Raw genomic sequence first — 19,864 nt, forward strand, 5'->3', positions numbered from 1 at the left:
GCGGGAACACCCTGACACGTGAGCCGGTAGCGCACAACCGGATTACTTTCGACGGAGAGCCAAACGCATGGTTACTCGTGGGTATCGTGGGTCACAGCCGGGAGCCTGGGAAAGCAACAAGGAGTTCAGATGAGTGCACAGACACGGCAGCGCGTCAGCCTGCTCGACCTCGGCAAGGGGGCGCTCGGCATCCTGCCGGACCTGCCGCTGCTGGCCAAGGAAGCTCCCGGACTGCTGCTGCGCAAGCCGACCGCGAAGAACTCGCTCGGGCTGATCTTCCAGAAGCGCGCGGCGCAACACCCGGAGCGTCCGTTCGTCAAGGGCGAGGGTGACGACGGCGGCGTCCGCACCCTGACGTATGGCGAGGCCAACTCGATCGTCAACCGCTATGCCCACGTGTTGCAGGCGCACGGCGTCCAGCGCGGTGACGTCGTCGGGCTGATGGCGCACAACTGCATCGACAACCTGCTGGTCTCGCTGGCCACGGTCAAGCTCGGTGCCATCTCCGGTCTGATCAACTACAACCAGCGCTCCGATGTGCTCGCCCACAGCCTCGGCATCCTCGATGCCCGTGTGGTCGTTGTCGAGGACGCGTGCACCGACAGCTTCGCGACGGCGGGCGACGCAGCGGACGCCCAACAACTGCTGACTTTCACCGATCTGCAGGCCGAGGCGGAGGCGCAGGCCGACGACAACCCCGCCGCATGCGAGCAGATCGTCGCGCACGAGAAGGCGTTCTACATCTTCACCTCCGGCACCACCGGCATGCCGAAGGCGTCGGTGATGAGCCACTTCCGTTGGCTGAAGTCCTACAGCGGCCTGGGCGCTCTCGGTGTGCGGCTGAAGTCGACCGACACGATGTACTGCCCGCTGCCGCTCTACCACAACAACGCGGTCACGGTTGCGCTCGGCGCCGTGCTGGTCAGCGGCGCATCGATGGCGATCGCGCCGAAGTTCAGCGCGAGCCGTTTCTGGGACGACTGCATCCGGTATGACGCAACGGCATTCGTCTACATCGGCGAACTGTGCCGTTACCTTCTCGCCCAGCCGGAGAAGCCGGTCGACAAGCAGCACAAGGTCCGGGTGATCGTCGGCAACGGCCTGCGCCCGGACATCTGGGACGACTTCCAGAGCCGTTTCGGCATCCCCAGGATCGCGGAGTTCTACGGCGCGAGCGAGTGCAACATCGCGTTCATCAACGCCTACAACCTGGACCAGACCGCCGGCACCTGCCCGCTGCCCTACCGGGTCGTCGGCTACGACATCGAGACCGGCGCGGCGCTGCGCGACGACCGCGGTCGGCTGCGCAAGGTGAAGAAGGGCGAGGTCGGGCTGTTGCTGGCCAAGGTCACCGAGCGCGTGCCGTTCGACGGATACACCGACGACGACGCCAGCGAGGCGAAGCTGCTGCGGAACGGCTTCAAGGACGGCGACGTGTGGTTCAACACCGGTGACCTGGTGCGTGATCAGGGCTTCACCCACGTCGCGTTCGTCGACCGGCTCGGTGACACCTTCCGCTGGAAGGGCGAGAACGTCGCGACCACCGAGGTCGAGGGCGCGATCGACGGGCTGCCCGAGGTCGACGACGTCACCGTCTACGGCGTCGCCGTGCCCGGCACCGATGGCAAGGCCGGTATGGCGGCAGTGGTCCTGCACGACGGCCACGACTTCGACGGGACCGAGTGGGGCTCCCGACTGGCGGGGTTGCTGCCGGCATACGCCATGCCGTTGTTCATCCGGGTCACCGACTCACTGGAGCACACGACGACGTTCAAGAGCCGCAAGATCGAGCTGCGCAACCAGGGCTTCGAGCGACCGGGTGACGACAACGTCTACGTGTTGACCGACGCCGCCGGCGGCTACGTGCCCTACTACGACGGGTATGCCGCCGACGTCGCGTCCGGTAAGTACCCGCGCGTCTGACCGACCCGGCTCGCGTCAGCGGGCGGTGACGAGCTTCGCTTCCGGCAGGTGCCCGATCTCGTTGTAGGTCAGCAGCTGCGGGAGGCCCTCCTTGTCCAGCTGCAGCTTGGTGACGCCGGTGTTGTAACCGGCCATCGAGGTAGCCCGCCAGATGTTCTCGATCGCCTGGTCGTTGGTGTCGGGACGGTCGGGGTCGCGCACGTCGCGGTCCCACGGCTCGCGGACCAGGATGCGGGCGACGATCCAGGAGATCAGCCCGACGCTGGAGATCACCAGGGTGCGCCCGGCTTCGTGCTCCAGCAGGGCCGACATCGCGGTGCGGACGCGATGGTCGAACTCGGAGAACGTCTCGGTGTAGTCCTCGTCGTGCTCGCCGCCGGCCCAGCGCGCGATCGCCTGGGTGAACATGTCCTCGAACGCCGTCCGCGGCCGCAGCGTCCGCACCATGTCGGCCTTGAGCACCAGCATGTTCTTGTATGCCGGCTTGAACTTGTTGATGATCTCGACGTGATCCAGCTCGTTCCAGGCGGCATCGACGTCGGTCGGCGTGAGCCAGCCGGCCGCGACGCACATGCCGGCCGCGGTCTGCCGCTGCCGGTGCAGGCTGCCGCTGACGATGCGGTCCGGGGCGAGCTCGCGGGTGCTGAAGAACTGACCCAGCAGGCGTGCCTGGGTCCGGCCGAGCTCGCTCAGCTGGTCGTAGTCGCTCTTGCCGAACGACGCTTGACCGTGGCGCACCAGGAGGATCGAGCGGGTCATGGCATCAATTTAATGGACCCGCGAGCAGCAGGTGGACGCGCACTGCGCCGCAACTCGGGCTCAGATCAGGCGCGTCAGCCGGCCGTCCTCGCCGACGACGAACCGGGCGGCCGGCGAACGGGATTCGGCAGGCAACGACGTCGGCCCGTTCGCCGGCGCCGAGTGCTGTGCTGTGACCGCGCGCAGGCCGGCAGGTCCTGCCCCGGTGGCGGCGTGCGCGGCCGGAGCGGCACCGGCCCCGACGATGAGGATGGCTGCACTGCCGAGCAGGGTGCGGCCTGCTCGGCGCAGGAACCCGGAGCCGTGGTCTGCCTCTGAGTGCAGGAGTGCGGTGGTGGCGTTCATGAGGACCACTCAACCGTCGCCCGGTATGACGAAGCTGTGCGCGCTTCGTGCCGACCCGATGGGTGTCGGCCGGAGCGCGCACAGCTTGTGGTCAAACGATGCTTGCGATCAGACGGTGCTTCCGGTCAGACGGACCGCTCGACCGGCTTCGGCAGCGCGAGGCGAGCCGCGCGGCGCTTGGCCTTGTTGGGGGAGTAGACCGCCTTGACGGTCTCCCACTTGTTCTCGTCCGGCAGCGCCAGCTGGCAGATCTTCTTCCAGGTCTGGAAGAGCTGCTTGGGCAGCGGGCCCGTGGTGTAGGGCAGGCCGTACTTGCGGCATACCTCACGCAGCTTGGGCGCGACCTCGATGTAGCGGTTGGACGGCAGGTCGGGGAAGCAGTGGTGCTCGATCTGGTGCGACAAGTTGCCCGTCATGATGTGGAACAGCTTGGATCCGGAGAGGTTCGCCGAGCCGAGCATCTGGCGGATGTACCAGTCACCGCGGGTCTCGCCCTCGATCATCTCCTCGGTGAAGACGTCGGCGCCGTCGGGGAAGTGGCCGCAGAAGATGACCGCGTGCGCCCAGACGTTGCGGATGCAGTTGGCTGCGACGGTGCCGACCAGTCCGCGCTTGAAGGAGTTGCCGGCGAGCAGGCCGGCAGCCGGGGTCGCGATGTAGTCCTTGGCGACCATCCGGATCGCCTTCTTCTTCAGGGCGGCGAGGTCGGTGTCGAACTCTTCCTTGGTCTTGAAACCGGCCTTGACCATGTCCCACTCGAGGTCGTACGACGCGATGCCCCACTCGAACAGCGGCGCCAGCGCCGCGTTGACGAGCGGGTTGAAGACGTCGCGCGGCTGCCACGGCTGGTCGTCGCTGACGCGCAGGATGTTGTAGCCGACGTCCCGGTCCTTGCCCAGCACGTTGGTCCAGGTGTGGTGGATGTCGTTGTGCGTGTGCTGCCAGCCGCGAGCGGGCGCCACGAAGTCCCACTCCCAGGTGGTGGAGTGGATGTCGGGGTCGCGCATCCAGTCCCACTGACCGTGCAGCACGTTGTGCCCGATCTCCATGTTCTCCAGGATCTTGCAGAGCGCGATCGCGCCGGTGCCGAGCGACCAGCCGAGCTTGCTCTTGCTGAAGGCGAGGGTGATGCGGCCGCCGGCGTCCAGCCCGCGGGCGATGCGGATGACCCGGCGGATGTATGCCGCGTCCGACGCGCCGCGCTCGGCGATGACCTCGTCACGGATGGCGTCCAGCTCGACACCGAGCTGATGCACCTGTTCGTCCGTCAGGTGTGCTGCCGCGTCGGGCCTGGCCAACGGCGCGCCGGTCGTCGGCAGGACACCGGTGCGCTTCTTCGGTGCCGCGGTGGTGTCGGTGGTTTCGGTCGTCAGTTCGGATGTCACAGTCACGATCTTGGGGATCCTTGATCTCGCGGTCAGATATCGAGGTGGCAGGTCCCGGCGGCTGCCGAGATGCAGGTTTGGATGAGGTCGCCTTCGGTGTCGTTGATCTCGCCGGTGCGCAGGTCGCGCACCCGGCCGGACAGCAGTGGGGTCAGGCAGGTGCGGCAGATGCCCATGCGGCAACCACTCGGCATCAACACACCGGCTTCCTCGCCGACCTCGAGCAACGGGGTGCTCGCGTCGGCCTCGACCTCGCGGTCGGACTTCTCGAAGATCACCGTGCCACCGTCGCCGGAGACCTCGGCGAGCTTCGCCGTCTCGAAACGCTCAACGGTCAAGCTGTCCGGAAGGTTCGCGTCCCGCCAGAGTGTCTCAGCGTCGTCGAGCATGGCGGCAGGTCCGCAGACGTAGGTCTTGCGGCTGCGCCAGTCGGGGCACAACGCGTCGAGCTCGCTCATCGAGCCGAAGTCGATCCGGCCGTCCTCGGCGGTGTAGCGGTGTATGACGTGAAAGCCTTCGTGCCGCTCGCTCAGGTCCGCGAGCTCCTCGCTGAACAACGCGGACTCGCGATCGCGGGCGGAGTGGATGAGGACGACGTCGGCGTCGGACCGCTTCGGCAACAGGGTGCGCACCATCGACATCACCGGGGTGATGCCGCTGCCGCCGGTGAGCATCAGCAGCGGGCGCGGCCCGGTCGGCAGCACGAAGTCACCCTGCGGCGGCGCCAGGAAGAAGATGTCGCCGACGCGGGTCTCGTGCGCGAGGTGCGAGGAGACCTTGCCGCAGGCGGTCACGGTGATCTCCGGGTCGCCCCCGGCCGGGGCGGACAGCGAGTAGGAGCGCCACTGACGCACGCCGTCGATCTCCACGCCGATGCGAGCCCACTGCCCGGCGGCGTGCGGCGACCAGGTGTCGCCCGGCCGGAAGGCGATCGTCGTGGAGTTGGTGGTCTCGGGCCGGACCGCGGTCACGACGCCGCGCAGCTGGCGGGCCGACGACAGCGGGTTGATCAGCGCGAGGAAGTCGTGCGGGGGCGCCGGATGCGTGAACACGGACGCAGCACGCATCGCAGCCGACTTCAAACCCATGCCCCCACTGTAATTGGCTTGCGACGCTGATTCATCCGTCCGCCGCCTACAATGAGACGCACATTTTTATCGCGCCGCGATAGTTCAGAGCAGACAGTAGGTCGAGTATGACGACACCAGCAGGGCCGGCTGAGAGCAAGCTGATCGGTTCGGAGATGCCGTGGTCCGCGTTGCCGCGGGAGGTCAGCACCCTGCTGTCCGACTCCTTGCCCGAGGTCGTGGAGGAGATCGTCTCGCGCATCCCGCAAGAGGTCCCGGAATACTCCCGGCCGCTGGAGGGCGAGTTCGGCGCGGCGGTGCGTCGCGGGGTGGAGATCGCCCTCGCGCGTCTCTTCATGGATCTGCCCGGTCGGGACGAGCCGGCCCTGAAGCCGGACACTCGCGCGGTCTATCGGCAGATCGGTGTCGGGGAGGCCCGCACCGGCCGCTCGCTGGAGGCGCTGCTGTCGGCATACCGGCTGGGCGCGCGGGTGACGTTCCGCGCGGTGTCCGCTATAGCCGACCGGGTCGGACTCGAGCCGCGGCTGATGCTGCCGCTGGGCGAGTCGATCTTCGTCTACATCGACGAGATCTCGGCGGCCAGCATCGAGGGTTTCACCGAGGAGCAGTCGCGTCAGCTGGGCGAGCGCGACCGTCGCCGCGAGTCGCTGCTGCGCCGGATGCTGACCGGCAACCTGCCCGAGGTCGAGGCGCGGCGGCTGGCCGGCCGCGCCGGCTGGACGATCCCTGCTCGGCTGGTCGCCGTGGTCGTGCCCACCGAGTATGCCGAGGGGCTGCGTGCCGCTCTCGGTGACGATGCGCTGATCAGCGGACGCACCGGAGAGGCCGTGGCGCTGCTGCGTGCTCCGGAGACCCGGGCCGAGCGGGACCGGCTGGCCGCGAGGCTGGGACGCCGATCGGCCTGGGTCGGTCCGGTCCGCGACTGGGACAAGGCCGAGGAGTCGCATCGAGCGGCGACGGTCGCGGCAGTGTCTCCGGCGCTCGCGCGCGACGGCGCCGCCGCGGTGCGCTGGGTCGACGATCACCTGACTGCCATTGCGCTGCAAGCGGATCCGCTGGTGATGGCGGACCTCGCGGCACGATGTCTGGCGCCGATGGAGCAGCTGCGCCCCGAGCAGCGGGACCGGCTGGCCGACACCTTGCTGGTGTGGCTGAAGCACCGTGGCGAACGTGGCCGGATCGCCGAGGAGCTGCACGTCCACCCGCAGACGGTGGGCTACCGGCTCGGCCAGTTGCGGGACGTCTTCGCCGACGACCTGGACGACCCCGACCGGCGCTTCGATCTGGAGCTGGTGCTGCGCGCCGGGCACCGTCCCGGTTGAGAGGTGGTTGAGCTTGTCGAAACCTGAGGTCGTTGAGCTTGTCGAAACCTGAGGTCGTTGAGCTTGTCGAAACGACGGTTGTGACCTCGACAGGCTCGGCCATCTCGGGGAACAGGCTCGGCCAGCATGTGGGATCCGGTATCGAATCGTGTCGGGCGCGGGAGCCGCTGAGGGCCGTCGGTCTCGTAGGTTTGGGGTGTGACCACTGCCAAACTCCGTGAACGATATGTCGACCTCGACGGCGTGCGCGTGCACTACGTGACCGAGGACGGCCCGAAGGACGGCCCACGCTTCGTGCTGGTGCACGGACTCGGAGGTTCTTGGGCCAATTGGGCCGACGTGATGCCGCGGCTGGCCGAGCACGGCCGTGTCGTCGCTCTCGACCTCGGCGGGCACGGCCTGACGCGGACGACCCCCGAGCAGTCCACCGTCCCAGCCAACCTGGACCTGTTGGACCGATTCGTGCGCAGCATCGCCGACGACAGTCCGATGATCGTCGTCGGCAACTCGATGGGCGGACTGCTCACCGCACAGCTCGCGGCGCTGGACCCGCGCACGGTCGCCGGGGCGGTGCTGATCGACCCCGCCATACCGCCCACGCCGGTGAGCCGACCGGACCCGCTGGTGATGGCCGGCTTCGGCATCGGCGCGATGCCGGTCGTCGGTCCCCGGGCGTTGGCCGGCCAGGCCAAGCGCGTCGACCTCGAGAAGCAGGTCGACTTCACGATGAAGCTGGTCACGACGAATGTCGACCGGATCAGCCCCGAGCTGCGCAAGCTGCACCTCGATGACGCCATCGCCCGCCGCGAGCGGCTCGGCAACACCGACGCGCAATACCTGGCCGCGACCAAATCCGTTCTGTGGCAACTACTTCGACGCGGCAAGTTTGCTCGGACGATGCATCACATCATCCAGCCGGTGCTGCTCCTGCACGGCGCGCACGATCGGTTGGTGCACGTGCGCACAGCCCGCGCGCTGGCCGAGGCGCACCCGCACTGGTCGTATGTCGAAGGCGCCGACCAGGGCCACGCGCCGATGCTGGACTATCCCGACTGGGTGGCCGACAACGTCCTGTCGTGGGTCGATGCGCACCCGGCGATGACCTCGCGCAGGGCACTGTCCGCCGGCGCGTGACCGGCGTCACGCGATTTGGCGAGTGACAACGGCGACGGGCATTCTGTTCGAATGCGCACTACCCAGGCCCACGTCCGTCGACTGAGCGTCGTCGCGGCTGCTGCATGCAGCCTCGTCGCGCTGAGCGCCTGCTCCGGCGGCAGTTCATCGGACGCAGGATCGTCCGCCACCACCGCCGCGTCGACGACGTCGAGCAGCTCGACCAGTAGCTCGACCAGCAGCTCGGTCTCGAGCAGTGCGAGCTCGTCGGCCTCGAAGGCGTCGAAGTCGAGCTCCGGCAAGTCCAGCTCCGGCAAGTCCAGCGCCGGCAAGTCCAGCAGCAAGTCGAGCTCGGCGACGTCGAGCAAGAGCAAGGCGCCGAAGACCGACCCGGTCGCCGCCTGCAAGACGGCCAACAGCAAGAGCAACGCGGCGATCAGCCAGTGGAACACCGCCGTCAGCGCCGACTCCAAGTCCAAGCGCGACGCCGCCGCGCGCAACATGCGCGACACCGCCACCAGCTTGCGCAAGCTGCCCAAGAAGGCCGGGCAGAAGAGCTTCACCGTGCGGGTCAACGCCGTGGCCAAGGATCTGGAGACGATGGCCGCCAACAGCGCCGCCGGCAAGACTGTCGACCCCAAGGACTACAACACGCACTCGGAAGAGCTGCGGTCCTACTGCCAGAAGGTCCTCACCTCTCAGTAGCCGCCGCCTCGGCAGTGGCGAGCGACTCCTCGGCCGCAGCGCGTGCCGCGGCCGCCTGCTCAGCGCGGGCACGCGTCTGCTCGGCCGTATGCCGCGCCGCCGCCAGCGCACGCTCGGCGAGTTCGGCCGACTGCACGGCAGCGTGTTCGGCATCCTGCGCCGCCGTCAGCGTCGCTCTGGCCTCGTTCAGACGCTGCTGCGCGGCCAGACCCTGCCGCGCAGCCAGTCGCTGCGCCTCGGCTGCCTCGGCTGCCCGGTCCGCTTCGTCCGCGTCCGCTCTCGGAGCCGCCACCGCGTCCTGCAGGTCGACCTCGCCGAATCCGCTGTACCGCAGGCCGGTCACCAACCGGCCGCTGTTGACCGCTCGGGCGGCGTCGGCATCGGCGACGGCTGCGGTGAGGGTGTCCGACAGCTGCTCGCGCAGCTGTCCGGAGACGGGTCCGCCGGACAGCGCCGCGACGTCGGCCAGCAGTGCCGCGATCAGCGAATTGCGTTCGGCGCCGAGGCTTTTCATCGCTGCCGGATCCAGTCTCGACTGGGCATCGCGCAGCCGCTCCCCGAGGTCGAGCAAGGCATCGAGGGCGGTGTGATCCGGGCTCCTGCGCAGCCTGTTGATCAGGACCGCAGCCGCCGTCGGGCGGCGCAACTGCTTGATCCGGGCGGCGAGGTCCTTGTCGCCGTCGGCCCGGGCACTCTTGACCGCGGCGTCCCGGCGCGCGACGAAATCCTCCGGCGCACCGGCATACAACTGCTCGACGGTGGTGTCGAAATCGTCGACTGCCATGGCACCAGTCAACATCAGGCGCGCTCGGCGCGGGGGCGAGCCACACCCGGCATACGCCGGCCGGGGAGTACCGGCTAGTAGGTTGGAGCTTCGCGACTTCGAGAGGTGCACCCATGGACGCTGACGTCATCATTGTCGGGGCCGGACTGGCCGGACTGGTCGCCGCCGGCGAGCTGATCACCGCCGGCAAGAAGGTGGTCATCGTCGACCAGGAGAGCGCCGCCAACCTCGGCGGGCAGGCCTGGTGGTCCTTCGGCGGACTCTTCTTCGTCGACTCGCCGGAGCAGCGCCGGATGGGCATCAAGGACTCGGTCGACCTCGCCTGGCAGGACTGGCAGGGCAGCGCGGGCTTCGACCGACTGGACGACGAGGACAGCTGGGCCGCCAAGTGGGCTCGGGCATATGTCGAGTTCGCGGCCGGGGAGAAACGGTCCTGGCTGAAGCAACGCGGCATGGGCTGGCTGGGCATCGTCGGTTGGGCCGAGCGCGGCGACGGGCGCGCCGGCGGCCACGGCAACTCCGTGCCGCGCTTCCACATCACCTGGGGCACCGGGACCGGTGTCGTCAAACCCTTCGTGGACGCGGCGCTCGCAGCGGTCGAGACCGGCCATGTGCGTTTCCTGCACCGCCACCGCGTCGACGAGCTGATCCGTGACGGTGCCGCCGTCACCGGAGTGCGCGGGCGAATCCTCGCTGATGACAACGCTGCTCGCGGTGAGCAGTCATCGCGGGAGGCGGTCGGAGACTTCGAGCTGAGCGCGCAGGCGGTCATTGTCAGCAGCGGCGGCATCGGCGGCAACCACGACCTGGTCCGCAAGTGGTGGCCGCAGCGACTGGGCACCGCGCCCCGGGAGATGATCACCGGTGTCCCGGCGTATGTCGACGGTCGGATGATCGAGATCAGCGAGCAGGCGGGCGCACGCACGGTCAACCGCGACCGCATGTGGCATTACGTCGAAGGCATCAAGAATTGGGCCCCTGTGTGGCCGCAACACGCGATACGCATCCTGCCCGGGCCGTCGCCCCTGTGGTTCGACGCTCTCGGCCGGCGGCTGCCACATCCCTACCTGCCGGGCTTCGACACGTTGGGCACGCTGCGCTACCTGCGGACGACGCCGGACCTCACGGCATACGACCACTCGTGGTTCGTGGTCACCCAGAAGATGATCGAGAAGGAATTCGCGCTCTCCGGCTCCGAGCAGAACCCCGACATCACCAACAAGGACCTCAAGCTCTTAGCCTCCCGGGTGCGCAAGGGCGCGCCGGGCCCGGTCGAGGCGTTCAAGCAGAAGGGTGCCGATTTCGTTGTCGCAGACGACATTTCGACGCTTGTCGACCGGATGAACGCGCTGACGCCGGAGCCGCTGCTCGATGCCGCAGCGATGGAGCGGCAGATCGTGGAGCGTGACCGCGAGGTCGCCAACCCGTTCAGCAAGGACGCGCAGCTGACCGCCATACAGGGGGCGCGACGCTATCGCGGCGACCGGCTCATCCGCGTCGCCAAGCCGCACCGTGTGCTCGACCCGGCGTCCGGGCCGCTGATCGGTGTCAAGCTGCACGTGCTGACCCGAAAGTCGTTGGGCGGGTTGCAGACCGACCTGCAGTCGCGAGTGCTGGGGCAGACCGGTGAACCCATCGACGGGCTCTTCGCAGCCGGCGAAGCGGCGGGCTTCGGCGGTGGCGGCGTGCACGGCTACAACTCGCTGGAGGGCACCTTCCTCGGCGGCTGCATCTTCTCCGGTCGTGCGGCGGGGCGCGCCGCAGCAGCTCAGGTGCGTTGATGACGCACGAGCGACCCGGACCGCTGCGACGCCTCGGTCTGACGATCTTCCGGCTGACGCCGTCCAAGGTCGTCTGGCCGTTCCTGCGCATCGCCTCGCCCACCTTCACCGTCGGCGCCGTCGCGCTCATCGAGTATGACGGGAAGCTGCTCGCGCTCCGGCAGACCCATCGCAGCGGGGTGAGCCTGCCCGGCGGACTGGTCGAGAAGGGTGAGCACCCGGCACAGAGCGTCGCGCGAGAAGTGATGGAGGAGACCGGGATCCGCATCGATCCGGGTGATGTGGTCGCGACGACCTTCGAGACGAAGCTGCGGCACATCGACGTGCTCTTCCGGGTCGTGTGCGAGAGGGAGCCCGTGGTCCGGGTGGGCAGCGAGGCCACTGGTTACGAGTGGCTGCCGCTGGACGAGTGGGTCGACATCGACCGGGCCACCGCGCGTGTCCTCGACGCGGTGCGCGCGGTCCACCACGACCCCCGCCCCGGGTCGCTCCTCCCCTGACCCCTGCAAGCCTCTCATCGGCCAGTGACGGCTTCCTCGACGAGTGACGGCGCTATGAGACCGTCTCTCGGCGGTTTGACCGTCACTCGGCGGCGAGCTCGTCCCGAAATGCGGCCGGTGCAGGCGGCCAAAGGCCGTGTCGTTCAGGCAGCGTCGGCGAACTGGTGGTCAACGTTCACTCGACCGTCCGCCGACAGGGTCATGCAGTCGTAGCCGGCCATCACTCGCTCGCCCTCGGCGTTGGTCGTGTCCCAATTGACACGCACCGCGCCGCGGTGGTTGGTGACGTTCCGCACCGAGCGGAGCTGCTGCGCGCCGGCGTCGATGCCCTGCGCGTAGGTGTCGGTGATGCGGGCGTAGATCTCGTCATGGCCGACGGACTTGCCTGCCGGGGTGACGTGCTTGGCCTGGTCGGCGAAGACCTTCTCGACCTTCGCGCGACGGGCGGCGTCGTCCGGCTCGTTCCAGACGGAGATGTACATATCAACAAGCGTGTTGAAGTCAGTCATTTAATTTCCTCTGTTGTCTTGCGGTGTTCACTCGCATTTAATGTTTCTCTGCGGTGAAAAGGTTTTGGGTTAATTCGGGATGTAGGACGGTGTGCTTTCGCTCATCTCCACCAGATGTGGGTGGGCGTTTGATTACCTGGACCGGACGCTGAGACCCTCGTCACAAACTGCGTGGTCGGACAGGATGTCCTGTGAACTCAGCGCTGCATCGGCTCTCGTGATGTATGCACGGTGCGGATGAACATGTTCAAACTCGCCTTGATACTTGGGTTTTCACCGATTGCCATCAACTACACGTAAAGAGTATCCGGAGGAAAGGTCTTGCTCAAAGCGGAAACGGTGTGATTTGTGCCATGGGTGCGGGTGCGGGAACGCAATTGTGTGCCAGGTCACTAATGGCGTCGAAACATTCTTCGGCGCCTGATCCGAGCAACTGAGCCCGACGTGCTCCGGCCGGGCCGGCGGAAATACGGTTGCCCGCGAGCGGCACAGGTCGCGATAGTCGTCGGCATCACCGGACGGGCGCTCAGCTTCGGAGCGACAGCAGCGCGCTGGAGGAGTTGCCCCCGATCGGACCGTTCGACCTGGTCTACGTCGCGGCCGCGCTGCACTGGACCGAGCCGACCGGTCGCTGGGACCGGATCGCCGGCTTGCTGTCGCCCCAAGGTGTTTTCGCTTGTTTCGGGGGCGCACCATACCTCGCGGATGCGGGGCTGGACGCCGCGGTGCAGACGGCACAGCGCCCCTGGCTCGTCGCTGACGACCCGGCCGGTCCGACCGAGGTCGCTGCCGGCCTGCACTGGCCGGCCACCGAGATCGTGCGCGACCCGCGGTTCACCGATGTGCGCGAGACCACGCTGGAGCAGCGGTTGACGCTGACCGCGGACGATTGGGTCGGCTACCTGTCGACCGTGTCGGCATACCTCGTGCTGGGTGAGGCTGACCGGGCGGCCGCGCTCACAGCGATCCGTGACGTCCTGCCGGCGACGGTCGAGGTGACCGCCGATGTCACGGTGCACCTCGCGCGCCTGGCCGGCACAGGTCAGATCGCGTAGGGGTAGATCCCGAGCATGTAGGCGCCGAACCACGCACTGGTAACCGTCGTCGCGACCCCGACGGTGATCTGCGTGGTGCGTGACTGGCGGACGAGCGCGAGCGCGACCGGGGTCAGCAGCACGAAGGCCGGCAGCAGCAGCCGCGCCCGGGAGTTCATCAGGCCTGTAGACAGCAGCACCGTCGAGGCGGCCAGGGTGCCGTAAACGCTGACCTGCCAAGGCAATCGGGTCACGAATGCCAGCACGATCAACACCATGGTCGCCAGGATCACCCATGCGGTGATGACGTCGCCCGCCGTCTGATTCAGCGACAGCGTGTCAACCAGGTAGCGCAGCGTCGCGGCCCCGGCGTCGAAGCGGGTGTCCCAGCCGTTGCTCTGCACCTGGAACCACCCCGTCGGTGAGCCGACCCGGACACCGACGAAGACGATCCAGGCCAGCCACCCGAGCGGCGCGATTGCGGCGCCGACCCACGGACGCCATCCGTCGCGCCGGTGCAGGAAGGCCGCAATGAGCACGACGGCGATGAGTCCGACAGCCGTCGTGCGGGTCAGCCCGGCGCACAACGCGAGCGAACCCGCTTCCACCCAACGCTTTTCGAGTGTCATCCACAACGCCCAACCGGCGAACGCGCAGTAGATCGCCTCGGTGTAGGCCATCGTCAGGACGACGCTCATCGGTGTCGCCGCGAACAGCACCGCCATGATCAGGCCGGCACGATCACCGCGCGCCTCGTCGGCCGGCCACCTGCGCAGCGCACACCACTGGCCGATCCGGTATGCCGCCACCGTCGCCGCAGCACCGGCGACCAGACTGGTCGCGATCGCCGCGGCATACGTACTGAACCCCGGGAGCACGTCGACCGCCCGGACCACCATCGGATAGCCGGGGAAGAAGGCGTATGCCGTGTCGACCGAGTGCTGCCCGTGCGCGTCGGTGAGGTGCGCCGGGATGTCGTCATACCCGCGACCGGCGAGCGCCAGCATCCACTGTCCGTCCCAGGACGCGAGCATGTTGTGCAGCGTCCGGTGGTTGCGGTTGCCGACATACAGCAGCCACCACGCACCGACCGTGCGCACCACGACGAAGACCGCGATGCCGGTCATCCACGACCGAGCCGCCGCCGTCCGGGCCCAGTCGGAGCGCTGGGTCAGTGCCGTCACACTCAGAGGTACTGCCCGGTCGGCGTGGCCGGACCGTCGTTGCCCGGCATGCCGGGGTGACCGCCCTGCCCGGGTGGCAAGCCGCGGCGCATCGCCTGCAGCTGTGCCTGCGCGGCCATCTGCTGCGCCACGATCGCCGTCTGTATGCCGTGGAAGAGGCCTTCGAGCCAGCCGACCAGCTGCGCCTGGGCGATGCGCAACTCGGCATCGCTGGGCGCCTCGTCGGTGAACGGCAGCGCGATGCGCTCCAGCTCCTCGACGAGCTCGGGCGCGAGGCCTTCCTTGAGCTCACCGATCGACCGGTGATGTATGTCGGCGAGCCGCCGTCGACCCGCGTCGTCGAGCGGGGCGTTGCGGACTTCTTCGAGCAACTGCTTGATCATCGAGCCGATCCGCATGACCTTCGCGGGCTGCTCGACCAGGTCGGCGGGGTTCTCCTCGGCGGGAGCTTCCGTCTCCTGCTCGCCGTCGGCGTCATCACCGCTCGGCGGCGACGCCACCCCCATGCCGTCCTGGGTCACGACGACGATCCGTTGCTGATCGTCCTTGTTCTCCTGTTGAGACTCGTCAGGCGTCATACGGTCCATCCTGCCAAACGGGTGTCGGCGAGGTCCTCGATATGCGGCGGGGTCGGGTGGCTAGGTGGTGAGCAGCAGCTTGCCGATGTGCTGGGACTCCGCCAGCGCACGGTGCGCATCCGCGACCTGCTCCAGCGGCAGCGTCTCCTGCACGATCGGCCGGACGGTGCCGTTGTCGAGCAGCGGCCAGACGTGCTCGCGGACGCCGGCGACCACGCGTGCCTTGTCGGCCCGGTCACGGCCGCGCAGTCCGAGCGCGATGATCGTGCCGCGCTTGGCCAGCAGTGCGGAGATGTCGAGCTCACCCTTGCGGCCGCCCTGCATGCCGATGATGTCCAGCCGGCCGTCCATGGCCAGTGCGGCGATGTTGCGGGAGAGGTATTTCGCGCCGACGACGTCCAGGATGACGTCGGCGCCGCCCTCGGCCGAGATGACCTCGACGAAGTCCTGCTCGCGATAGTTGATGAGTATGTCGGCGCCCAGCTCGGCGCAGCGTTCGAGCTTGGCGGCGGACCCTGCGGTGACCGCGACCCTGGAGTGGAATGCCTTCGCCAGCTGGATCGCCATCGTGCCGATGCCGCTCGAGCCGCCGTGCGCGAGCAAAAGCTCACCCGGATGCAGCCGCGCGGTCATGAAGATGTTGGACCAGACCGTGCACACCACCTCGGGGAGCGCCGCGGCCGCAATCAGGTCGACGCCTTCGGGGACCGGCAGGAGATGGCCGACGGGCACCGCGACCTGCTCGGCATACCCACCGCCGGCGAGGAGTGCGCACACCTGGTCGCCGACCGACCAGCCGGTGACGGCGGAGCCGACGGCGCTGATGGTGCCGCTCACCTCGAGCCCGGGGATCTCCGACTCGCCCTTCGGTGGCGGGTAAAACCCTTGGCGTTGCATCAGATCCGCCCGGTTGATCCCGGCGGCAGCGACGTCGACGAGCACCTCGTCGGCGCCGATCGTCGGGGCAGGTATGTCGGAGAGCGTCAGCACGGACTCGTCGCCGAAGCTCGGCAGGGTGATCGCACGCATGGGGACGACGTTACTTCCCGCGTCGACTGACGCAATTGACGCCGACTGACGCAGGTGCAAATGCGTCACTCGGGAGCAATTGCGTCAGTCAGGGTGGCCGGGGAAATGAACGGATGCAGCCTGTTGTTCCAGCTTGTATGACGCACCTCGACGCACCGCTCACGCAGCGCGATGTCGTCGTCATCGGGGCCGGGCAGGCCGGCCTGTCGGCGGCGCACTTCCTGCGCAAGGGTGGCCTCGAACCCGGTGTCGACCTTGAGGTGCTCGACGCCAACCCGACACCGGGCGGCGCGTGGAGCCACCGATGGGACGCGCTGACGTTGGGCGATGCCCACGGCATACACGATTTGCCGGACTTCCCTCTGGGACAACCGGATTCGAGCGAGCCGGCGCGTGAGGTCGTCAAGCGTTACTACGGCGCGTATGAGCAGCATGAGGGGCTGCGGGTGCAGCGCCCGTGGCGGGTGACGGAGGTCGAGGACAGCGGGCACGGACCGCTGCTCGTGCACGCGACCGACGGCGACGCGAGGCGCGACTACCTCGCCGACGCGCTGATCAGCGCAACCGGCACCTGGGACCGGCCCTACGTGCCGCACTACCCCGGCCGCTTCGCCGGACAACAGCTGCACACCCGCGACTTCCGCGCACCGGAGGACTTCCGCGGCAAGCGAGTGCTCGTGGTCGGCGGCGGGACATCGGCGGTGCAGTTCCTCCTGCTGCTCGAGCAGCATGACGTCGCCACCGTGTGGACCACCAGACGTCCGCCGCAGTGGATCGACCGCACCGTCGATCGGCAGTGGGGTATCGAAGTGGAGCGGCGCGTCGCGAGTAAGACGCGCGCCGGACTGACCGCCGGGTCGGTCGTGTCCAACACCGGTTTGCCGCGTCGGCCAGAGTATGACGCCGCGATCGCTCGCGGCACGCTCGTCAGCCGCGGCCGGATCGCCCGATTGACCGAGCACGGCGTCGATTTCGCCGACGGCAGCCACGAAGAGGTCGACGTCATTCTCTGGGCGACCGGATTCCGCGCATCGCTGGGGCATCTGACGCCGTTGAAGTTGCGCGAGCCCGGCGGTGGGCTGCTCGTGGCGAAGGACGATGTGTCGTTGGTCAAGGAGCCGCGGCTGTTCGTGGTGGGCTACGGGCCGAGCGCTTCCACGCTGGGTGCGACCCGCGCCGGGCGGCGTGCTGCCCGGGGCGCGCTGCGCCTGGTCAACGATCGGGCGGTGGCCTGAGCGGTGCCGTCCCCGGATCGAGCGGACACCTTATGCACCGAGCGGACACGAAAATACACGCCAGCAAGGTGTCCGCTCGGTCATTGTGTGTCCGCTCGGTCATTGGGCGGGGGACGGTGGCCGAGTCGCCGGCTGAGGTCGGCGGCAGCCGAGCGGACTGTTGCGACCAGTGGCTCCGCCGGTGGCGGGTCGTCGGCCGGATAGGTCACCGCGATGCCTGCGGCCGGCCCGCCATTGTGGTCGAGTGCAGCGACCGCCACCGATGCGAATCCCGGTGACACAGAGCCACTTTCGACGGCATACCCGTGCCGGCGCACTTGGGCCAACTCGGACTGCAGGATGGTCAGCGACGTCGGACCGCGCCCGTTGCGCTGCACGAACGAGTCGCGGTCGGGATAGAGCGCACGCACCTGCGGGCGCGGCAGTGATGCCAGCATCGCCAGACCGGAGGCAGTCACCGCGGCGGGCAGCCGCACTCCGACGTCGGTGACCAGCGACGGCCGTCGCGGCGCGCGTTCCTCAATCACATAGAACACGTCGCGGCCGTGCAACACCGCCAGGTGCGCGTTGTGCGTGGTCGCATCCACCAGTCGGCTCAGCACCGGCCGGGCGATGCGTTGCAGCGGCGCCTGTCGCACGTATGCCGTGCCCAGCTCGAAGGCCGCTACGCCCAGGCCCCACCGGCGTTCGTCGGTCAGGTGCGTGACGAAACCGGCGTCGGACAGCACCGACAGCAGGTGATAGGTCGAGGAGCGGGGCAGGCCGAGCTCGCGCGCGATGGCGATCGCCGGCATCGGCTCGGCATGCCTGGCCAGGAGCTGCAGCAACGCAACGGCCGAGGCGGCTGCGGGGGCGTTCGCCATACGCCTTAGTGTCTCAGATCCGAGACACTAAGGCGTCGCGGACGCTATCCACGCGGCGCTCGCGGGTATGCAATGGGTCACATGACCGAATCGATTGTTGTCGGAGTTGGGCCGCTCTCCATCGCAGACGTCGTCGCCGTCGCACGCGGCGGAGCGCGGGTGGAGATCTCCGAGGAGTCCCTGGCCGAGGTCGCACGCAGCCGCGCCACGATTGAGAAGCTCGCTGACGACCCCATCCCGCACTACGGCGTGTCCACCGGATTCGGGGCACTGGCGACCAAGCACATCCCGGTCGAGTCGCGCGCGCAGCTGCAGCGCTCCCTGGTCCGCTCGCACGCGGCCGGCTCCGGCCCGGAGGTTGAGCGTGAGGTCGTCCGGGCGTTGATGCTGCTGCGCATCAGCACCCTGGCCACGGGCCGCACCGGCGTGCGCCCCGTGGTGCTCGAGACGTATGTCGGAATGCTCAACGCAGGCATCACCCCGGTCGTCCACGAATACGGCTCACTCGGCTGCTCGGGTGACCTCGCGCCGCTGGCACACTGCGCGCTCGCGCTGATGGGGGAGGGCGAGGTGCGCAATGCCGACGGCGAATTGTGCGAGACCGCAGACGCTTTCGCCGCTGCAGGGCTGACCGAGGTCGAGCTGCGGGAGAAGGAAGGCCTGGCGCTGATCAACGGCACCGACGGCATGCTCGGCATGCTGTGCCTCGCCATCACCGACCTCACCGCGCTGACCAAGGTCGCAGACATCACCGCCGCGATGTCGATCGAGGGGCTGCTCGGCACCGACGACGTCTTCGCTGCCGACCTGCACGAGCTGCGACCGCAGCGCGGACAAGGGGACAGCGCCGCAAATCTGCGGAACCTGTTGAAGGACAGCGAGATCCGCGAGAGCCATCGCGACCCCGCAGCATGCACGCGCGTGCAGGACGCCTACTCGCTACGTTGCTCCCCGCAGGTCGCCGGCGGTGCGCGCGACACCATCGCCCACGCGACCGCGGTCGCCGACGCCGAGCTGGCAGCTGCCGTGGACAACCCCGTCGTCACCAAGGACGGCCGCGTCGAGTCCAACGGCAACTTCCACGGCGCTCCGGTCGCCTACGTTCTGGACTTCCTCGCGATCGTCACCGCAGACCTGGCCAGCATCAGTGAGCGACGAACCGACCGCTTCCTGGACGTCGCTCGCAACAACGGACTGCCGCCCTTCCTGGCCGACGACCCCGGCGTCGACTCCGGGCACATGATCGCCCAATACACCCAGGCCGCAATCGTTTCCGAGCTCAAGCGGCTCGCCAGCCCAGCATCCGTCGACTCGATCCCGTCCAGCGCCATGCAGGAGGACCACGTGTCGATGGGCTGGTCGGCGGCACGCAAGCTCCGGCGCTCCGTGGACGGTCTGCGGCGGGTGCTGTCCGTGGAGTTGCTCACCGCGGCTCGTGGCATCCGACTGCGGGAGCCGCTGTGCCCCGGGCCGGCGACGGGTGCGGTCATCGCCGCGCTGCCGGGCATCGGCGAGCCCGGTCCCGACCGTTTCCTGGCCCCGGAGATCGAGCAGGCCGTGCAGTTCGTTGCCGACGGTTCCGCAATTGCTGCCGCTGAGGGCGTCACCGGCGAGTTGCGCTGACGCTGGTCTCGATACGGGCTCGGCTAGCGCCTCGCCCTACTCGACCGGCGTGGGTGCGGCTACTCGATCGGCGAAATCTGAAACTGACTGAAACAGAAAGGATC

At 68.3% G+C, this 19,864-nt stretch carries 19 protein-coding genes; 9 read left to right on the forward strand and 10 right to left on the reverse strand.

Annotated features, from left to right (window positions below; translation table 11 throughout):
• Positions 1-129: 129 nt before the first annotated feature.
• Positions 130-1,923, forward strand: coding sequence for a long-chain-acyl-CoA synthetase (locus ACSZL9_RS12870; RefSeq protein ID WP_446665905.1), 1,794 nt, complete (start codon positions 130-132; stop codon positions 1,921-1,923).
• Between the two features lie 15 nt (positions 1,924-1,938).
• On the opposite strand, the gene ACSZL9_RS12875 is transcribed toward ACSZL9_RS12870, so the two are convergent.
• The 4 genes from ACSZL9_RS12875 to ACSZL9_RS12890 all read right to left on the reverse strand — a co-directional run bounded on the left by ACSZL9_RS12875 (position 1,939) and on the right by ACSZL9_RS12890 (position 5,500).
• Positions 1,939-2,682 carry a histidine phosphatase family protein gene (locus tag ACSZL9_RS12875; protein ID WP_446665906.1) on the reverse strand — a complete coding sequence of 248 codons (744 nt, stop codon included), beginning with the start codon at positions 2,680-2,682 and terminating at the stop codon, positions 1,939-1,941.
• Between the two features lie 60 nt (positions 2,683-2,742).
• Entirely contained in the window at positions 2,743-3,027 is a 285-nt protein-coding gene (locus ACSZL9_RS12880; RefSeq protein ID WP_446665907.1) for a hypothetical protein, read from the reverse strand.
• A 125-nt stretch (positions 3,028-3,152) separates the two neighbouring features.
• Positions 3,153-4,421, reverse strand: a complete 1,269-nt coding sequence (locus ACSZL9_RS12885; protein ID WP_446666366.1) for a fatty acid desaturase family protein — start codon at positions 4,419-4,421, stop codon at positions 3,153-3,155.
• A gap of 23 nt (positions 4,422-4,444) precedes the next feature.
• Complete coding sequence (locus tag ACSZL9_RS12890; protein ID WP_446665908.1) at positions 4,445-5,500, reverse strand: ferredoxin reductase; 1,056 nt, start codon at positions 5,498-5,500, stop codon at positions 4,445-4,447.
• A 107-nt stretch (positions 5,501-5,607) separates the two neighbouring features.
• On the opposite strand from ACSZL9_RS12890, the gene ACSZL9_RS12895 reads away from it, so the two are divergent.
• The 3 genes from ACSZL9_RS12895 to ACSZL9_RS12905 all read left to right on the forward strand — a co-directional run bounded on the left by ACSZL9_RS12895 (position 5,608) and on the right by ACSZL9_RS12905 (position 8,640).
• Positions 5,608-6,822 carry a PucR family transcriptional regulator gene (locus ACSZL9_RS12895; RefSeq protein ID WP_446665909.1) on the forward strand — a complete coding sequence of 405 codons (1,215 nt, stop codon included), beginning with the start codon at positions 5,608-5,610 and terminating at the stop codon, positions 6,820-6,822.
• Positions 6,823-7,020: 198 nt separating this feature from the next.
• On the forward strand, positions 7,021-7,956 hold the full coding sequence (locus ACSZL9_RS12900; RefSeq protein WP_446665910.1) for an alpha/beta fold hydrolase: 936 nt from the start codon (positions 7,021-7,023) through the stop codon (positions 7,954-7,956).
• A 51-nt stretch (positions 7,957-8,007) separates the two neighbouring features.
• Complete coding sequence (locus tag ACSZL9_RS12905) at positions 8,008-8,640, forward strand: hypothetical protein (RefSeq protein WP_446665911.1); 633 nt, start codon at positions 8,008-8,010, stop codon at positions 8,638-8,640.
• On the opposite strand, the gene ACSZL9_RS12910 is transcribed toward ACSZL9_RS12905, so the two are convergent.
• Positions 8,627-9,424 carry a hypothetical protein gene (locus tag ACSZL9_RS12910; RefSeq protein WP_446665912.1) on the reverse strand — a complete coding sequence of 266 codons (798 nt, stop codon included), beginning with the start codon at positions 9,422-9,424 and terminating at the stop codon, positions 8,627-8,629. The two genes, ACSZL9_RS12905 and ACSZL9_RS12910, sit on opposite strands and share 14 nt — an antisense overlap.
• Before the next feature lie 113 nt (positions 9,425-9,537).
• On the opposite strand from ACSZL9_RS12910, the gene ACSZL9_RS12915 reads away from it, so the two are divergent.
• Both ACSZL9_RS12915 and ACSZL9_RS12920 read left to right on the forward strand, forming a co-directional pair.
• On the forward strand, positions 9,538-11,205 hold the full coding sequence (locus ACSZL9_RS12915; RefSeq protein WP_446665913.1) for an FAD-binding dehydrogenase: 1,668 nt from the start codon (positions 9,538-9,540) through the stop codon (positions 11,203-11,205).
• Entirely contained in the window at positions 11,205-11,705 is a 501-nt protein-coding gene (locus ACSZL9_RS12920) for an NUDIX hydrolase (RefSeq protein ID WP_446665914.1), read from the forward strand. Before ACSZL9_RS12915 ends, ACSZL9_RS12920 begins: the two co-directional genes overlap by 1 nt.
• A gap of 143 nt (positions 11,706-11,848) precedes the next feature.
• Here ACSZL9_RS12920 and ACSZL9_RS12925 read toward each other — a convergent pair whose 3' ends face one another.
• Positions 11,849-12,214, reverse strand: a complete 366-nt coding sequence (locus tag ACSZL9_RS12925; RefSeq protein WP_446665915.1) for a hypothetical protein — start codon at positions 12,212-12,214, stop codon at positions 11,849-11,851.
• 560 nt (positions 12,215-12,774) lie between these two features.
• On the opposite strand from ACSZL9_RS12925, the gene ACSZL9_RS12930 reads away from it, so the two are divergent.
• Positions 12,775-13,269 carry a hypothetical protein gene (locus ACSZL9_RS12930; RefSeq protein WP_446665916.1) on the forward strand — a complete coding sequence of 165 codons (495 nt, stop codon included), beginning with the start codon at positions 12,775-12,777 and terminating at the stop codon, positions 13,267-13,269.
• Here ACSZL9_RS12930 and ACSZL9_RS12935 read toward each other — a convergent pair.
• The 3 genes from ACSZL9_RS12935 to ACSZL9_RS12945 are packed head-to-tail and all read right to left on the reverse strand — an operon-like array spanning position 13,257 to position 16,039.
• Positions 13,257-14,432, reverse strand: a complete 1,176-nt coding sequence (locus ACSZL9_RS12935) for a hypothetical protein (RefSeq protein ID WP_446665917.1) — start codon at positions 14,430-14,432, stop codon at positions 13,257-13,259. The genes ACSZL9_RS12930 and ACSZL9_RS12935 overlap by 13 nt on opposite strands.
• A 2-nt stretch (positions 14,433-14,434) precedes the next feature.
• On the reverse strand, positions 14,435-15,010 hold the full coding sequence (locus ACSZL9_RS12940) for a bacterial proteasome activator family protein (protein ID WP_446665918.1): 576 nt from the start codon (positions 15,008-15,010) through the stop codon (positions 14,435-14,437).
• Positions 15,011-15,070: 60 nt separating this feature from the next.
• Positions 15,071-16,039: an NAD(P)H-quinone oxidoreductase gene (locus tag ACSZL9_RS12945; protein ID WP_446665919.1), complete on the reverse strand. Its 969-nt coding sequence runs from the start codon at positions 16,037-16,039 to the stop codon at positions 15,071-15,073.
• A gap of 137 nt (positions 16,040-16,176) precedes the next feature.
• Here ACSZL9_RS12945 and ACSZL9_RS12950 point away from each other — a divergent pair, with 137 nt between their 5' ends.
• Complete coding sequence (locus ACSZL9_RS12950; protein WP_446665920.1) at positions 16,177-17,274, forward strand: flavin-containing monooxygenase; 1,098 nt, start codon at positions 16,177-16,179, stop codon at positions 17,272-17,274.
• 80 nt (positions 17,275-17,354) lie between these two features.
• On the opposite strand, the gene ACSZL9_RS12955 is transcribed toward ACSZL9_RS12950, so the two are convergent.
• Positions 17,355-18,137 (reverse strand): IclR family transcriptional regulator, encoded by a 783-nt coding sequence (locus ACSZL9_RS12955; protein ID WP_446665921.1) that lies wholly within the window; start codon positions 18,135-18,137, stop codon positions 17,355-17,357.
• Positions 18,138-18,218: 81 nt separating this feature from the next.
• On the opposite strand from ACSZL9_RS12955, the gene hutH reads away from it, so the two are divergent.
• A complete protein-coding gene (hutH, locus tag ACSZL9_RS12960) occupies positions 18,219-19,760 on the forward strand; it encodes a histidine ammonia-lyase (RefSeq protein WP_446665922.1) in 1,542 nt (513 codons plus the stop codon).
• Positions 19,761-19,864 lie beyond the last annotated feature (104 nt).

Source organism: Flexivirga sp. B27 (genome assembly GCF_052905685.1).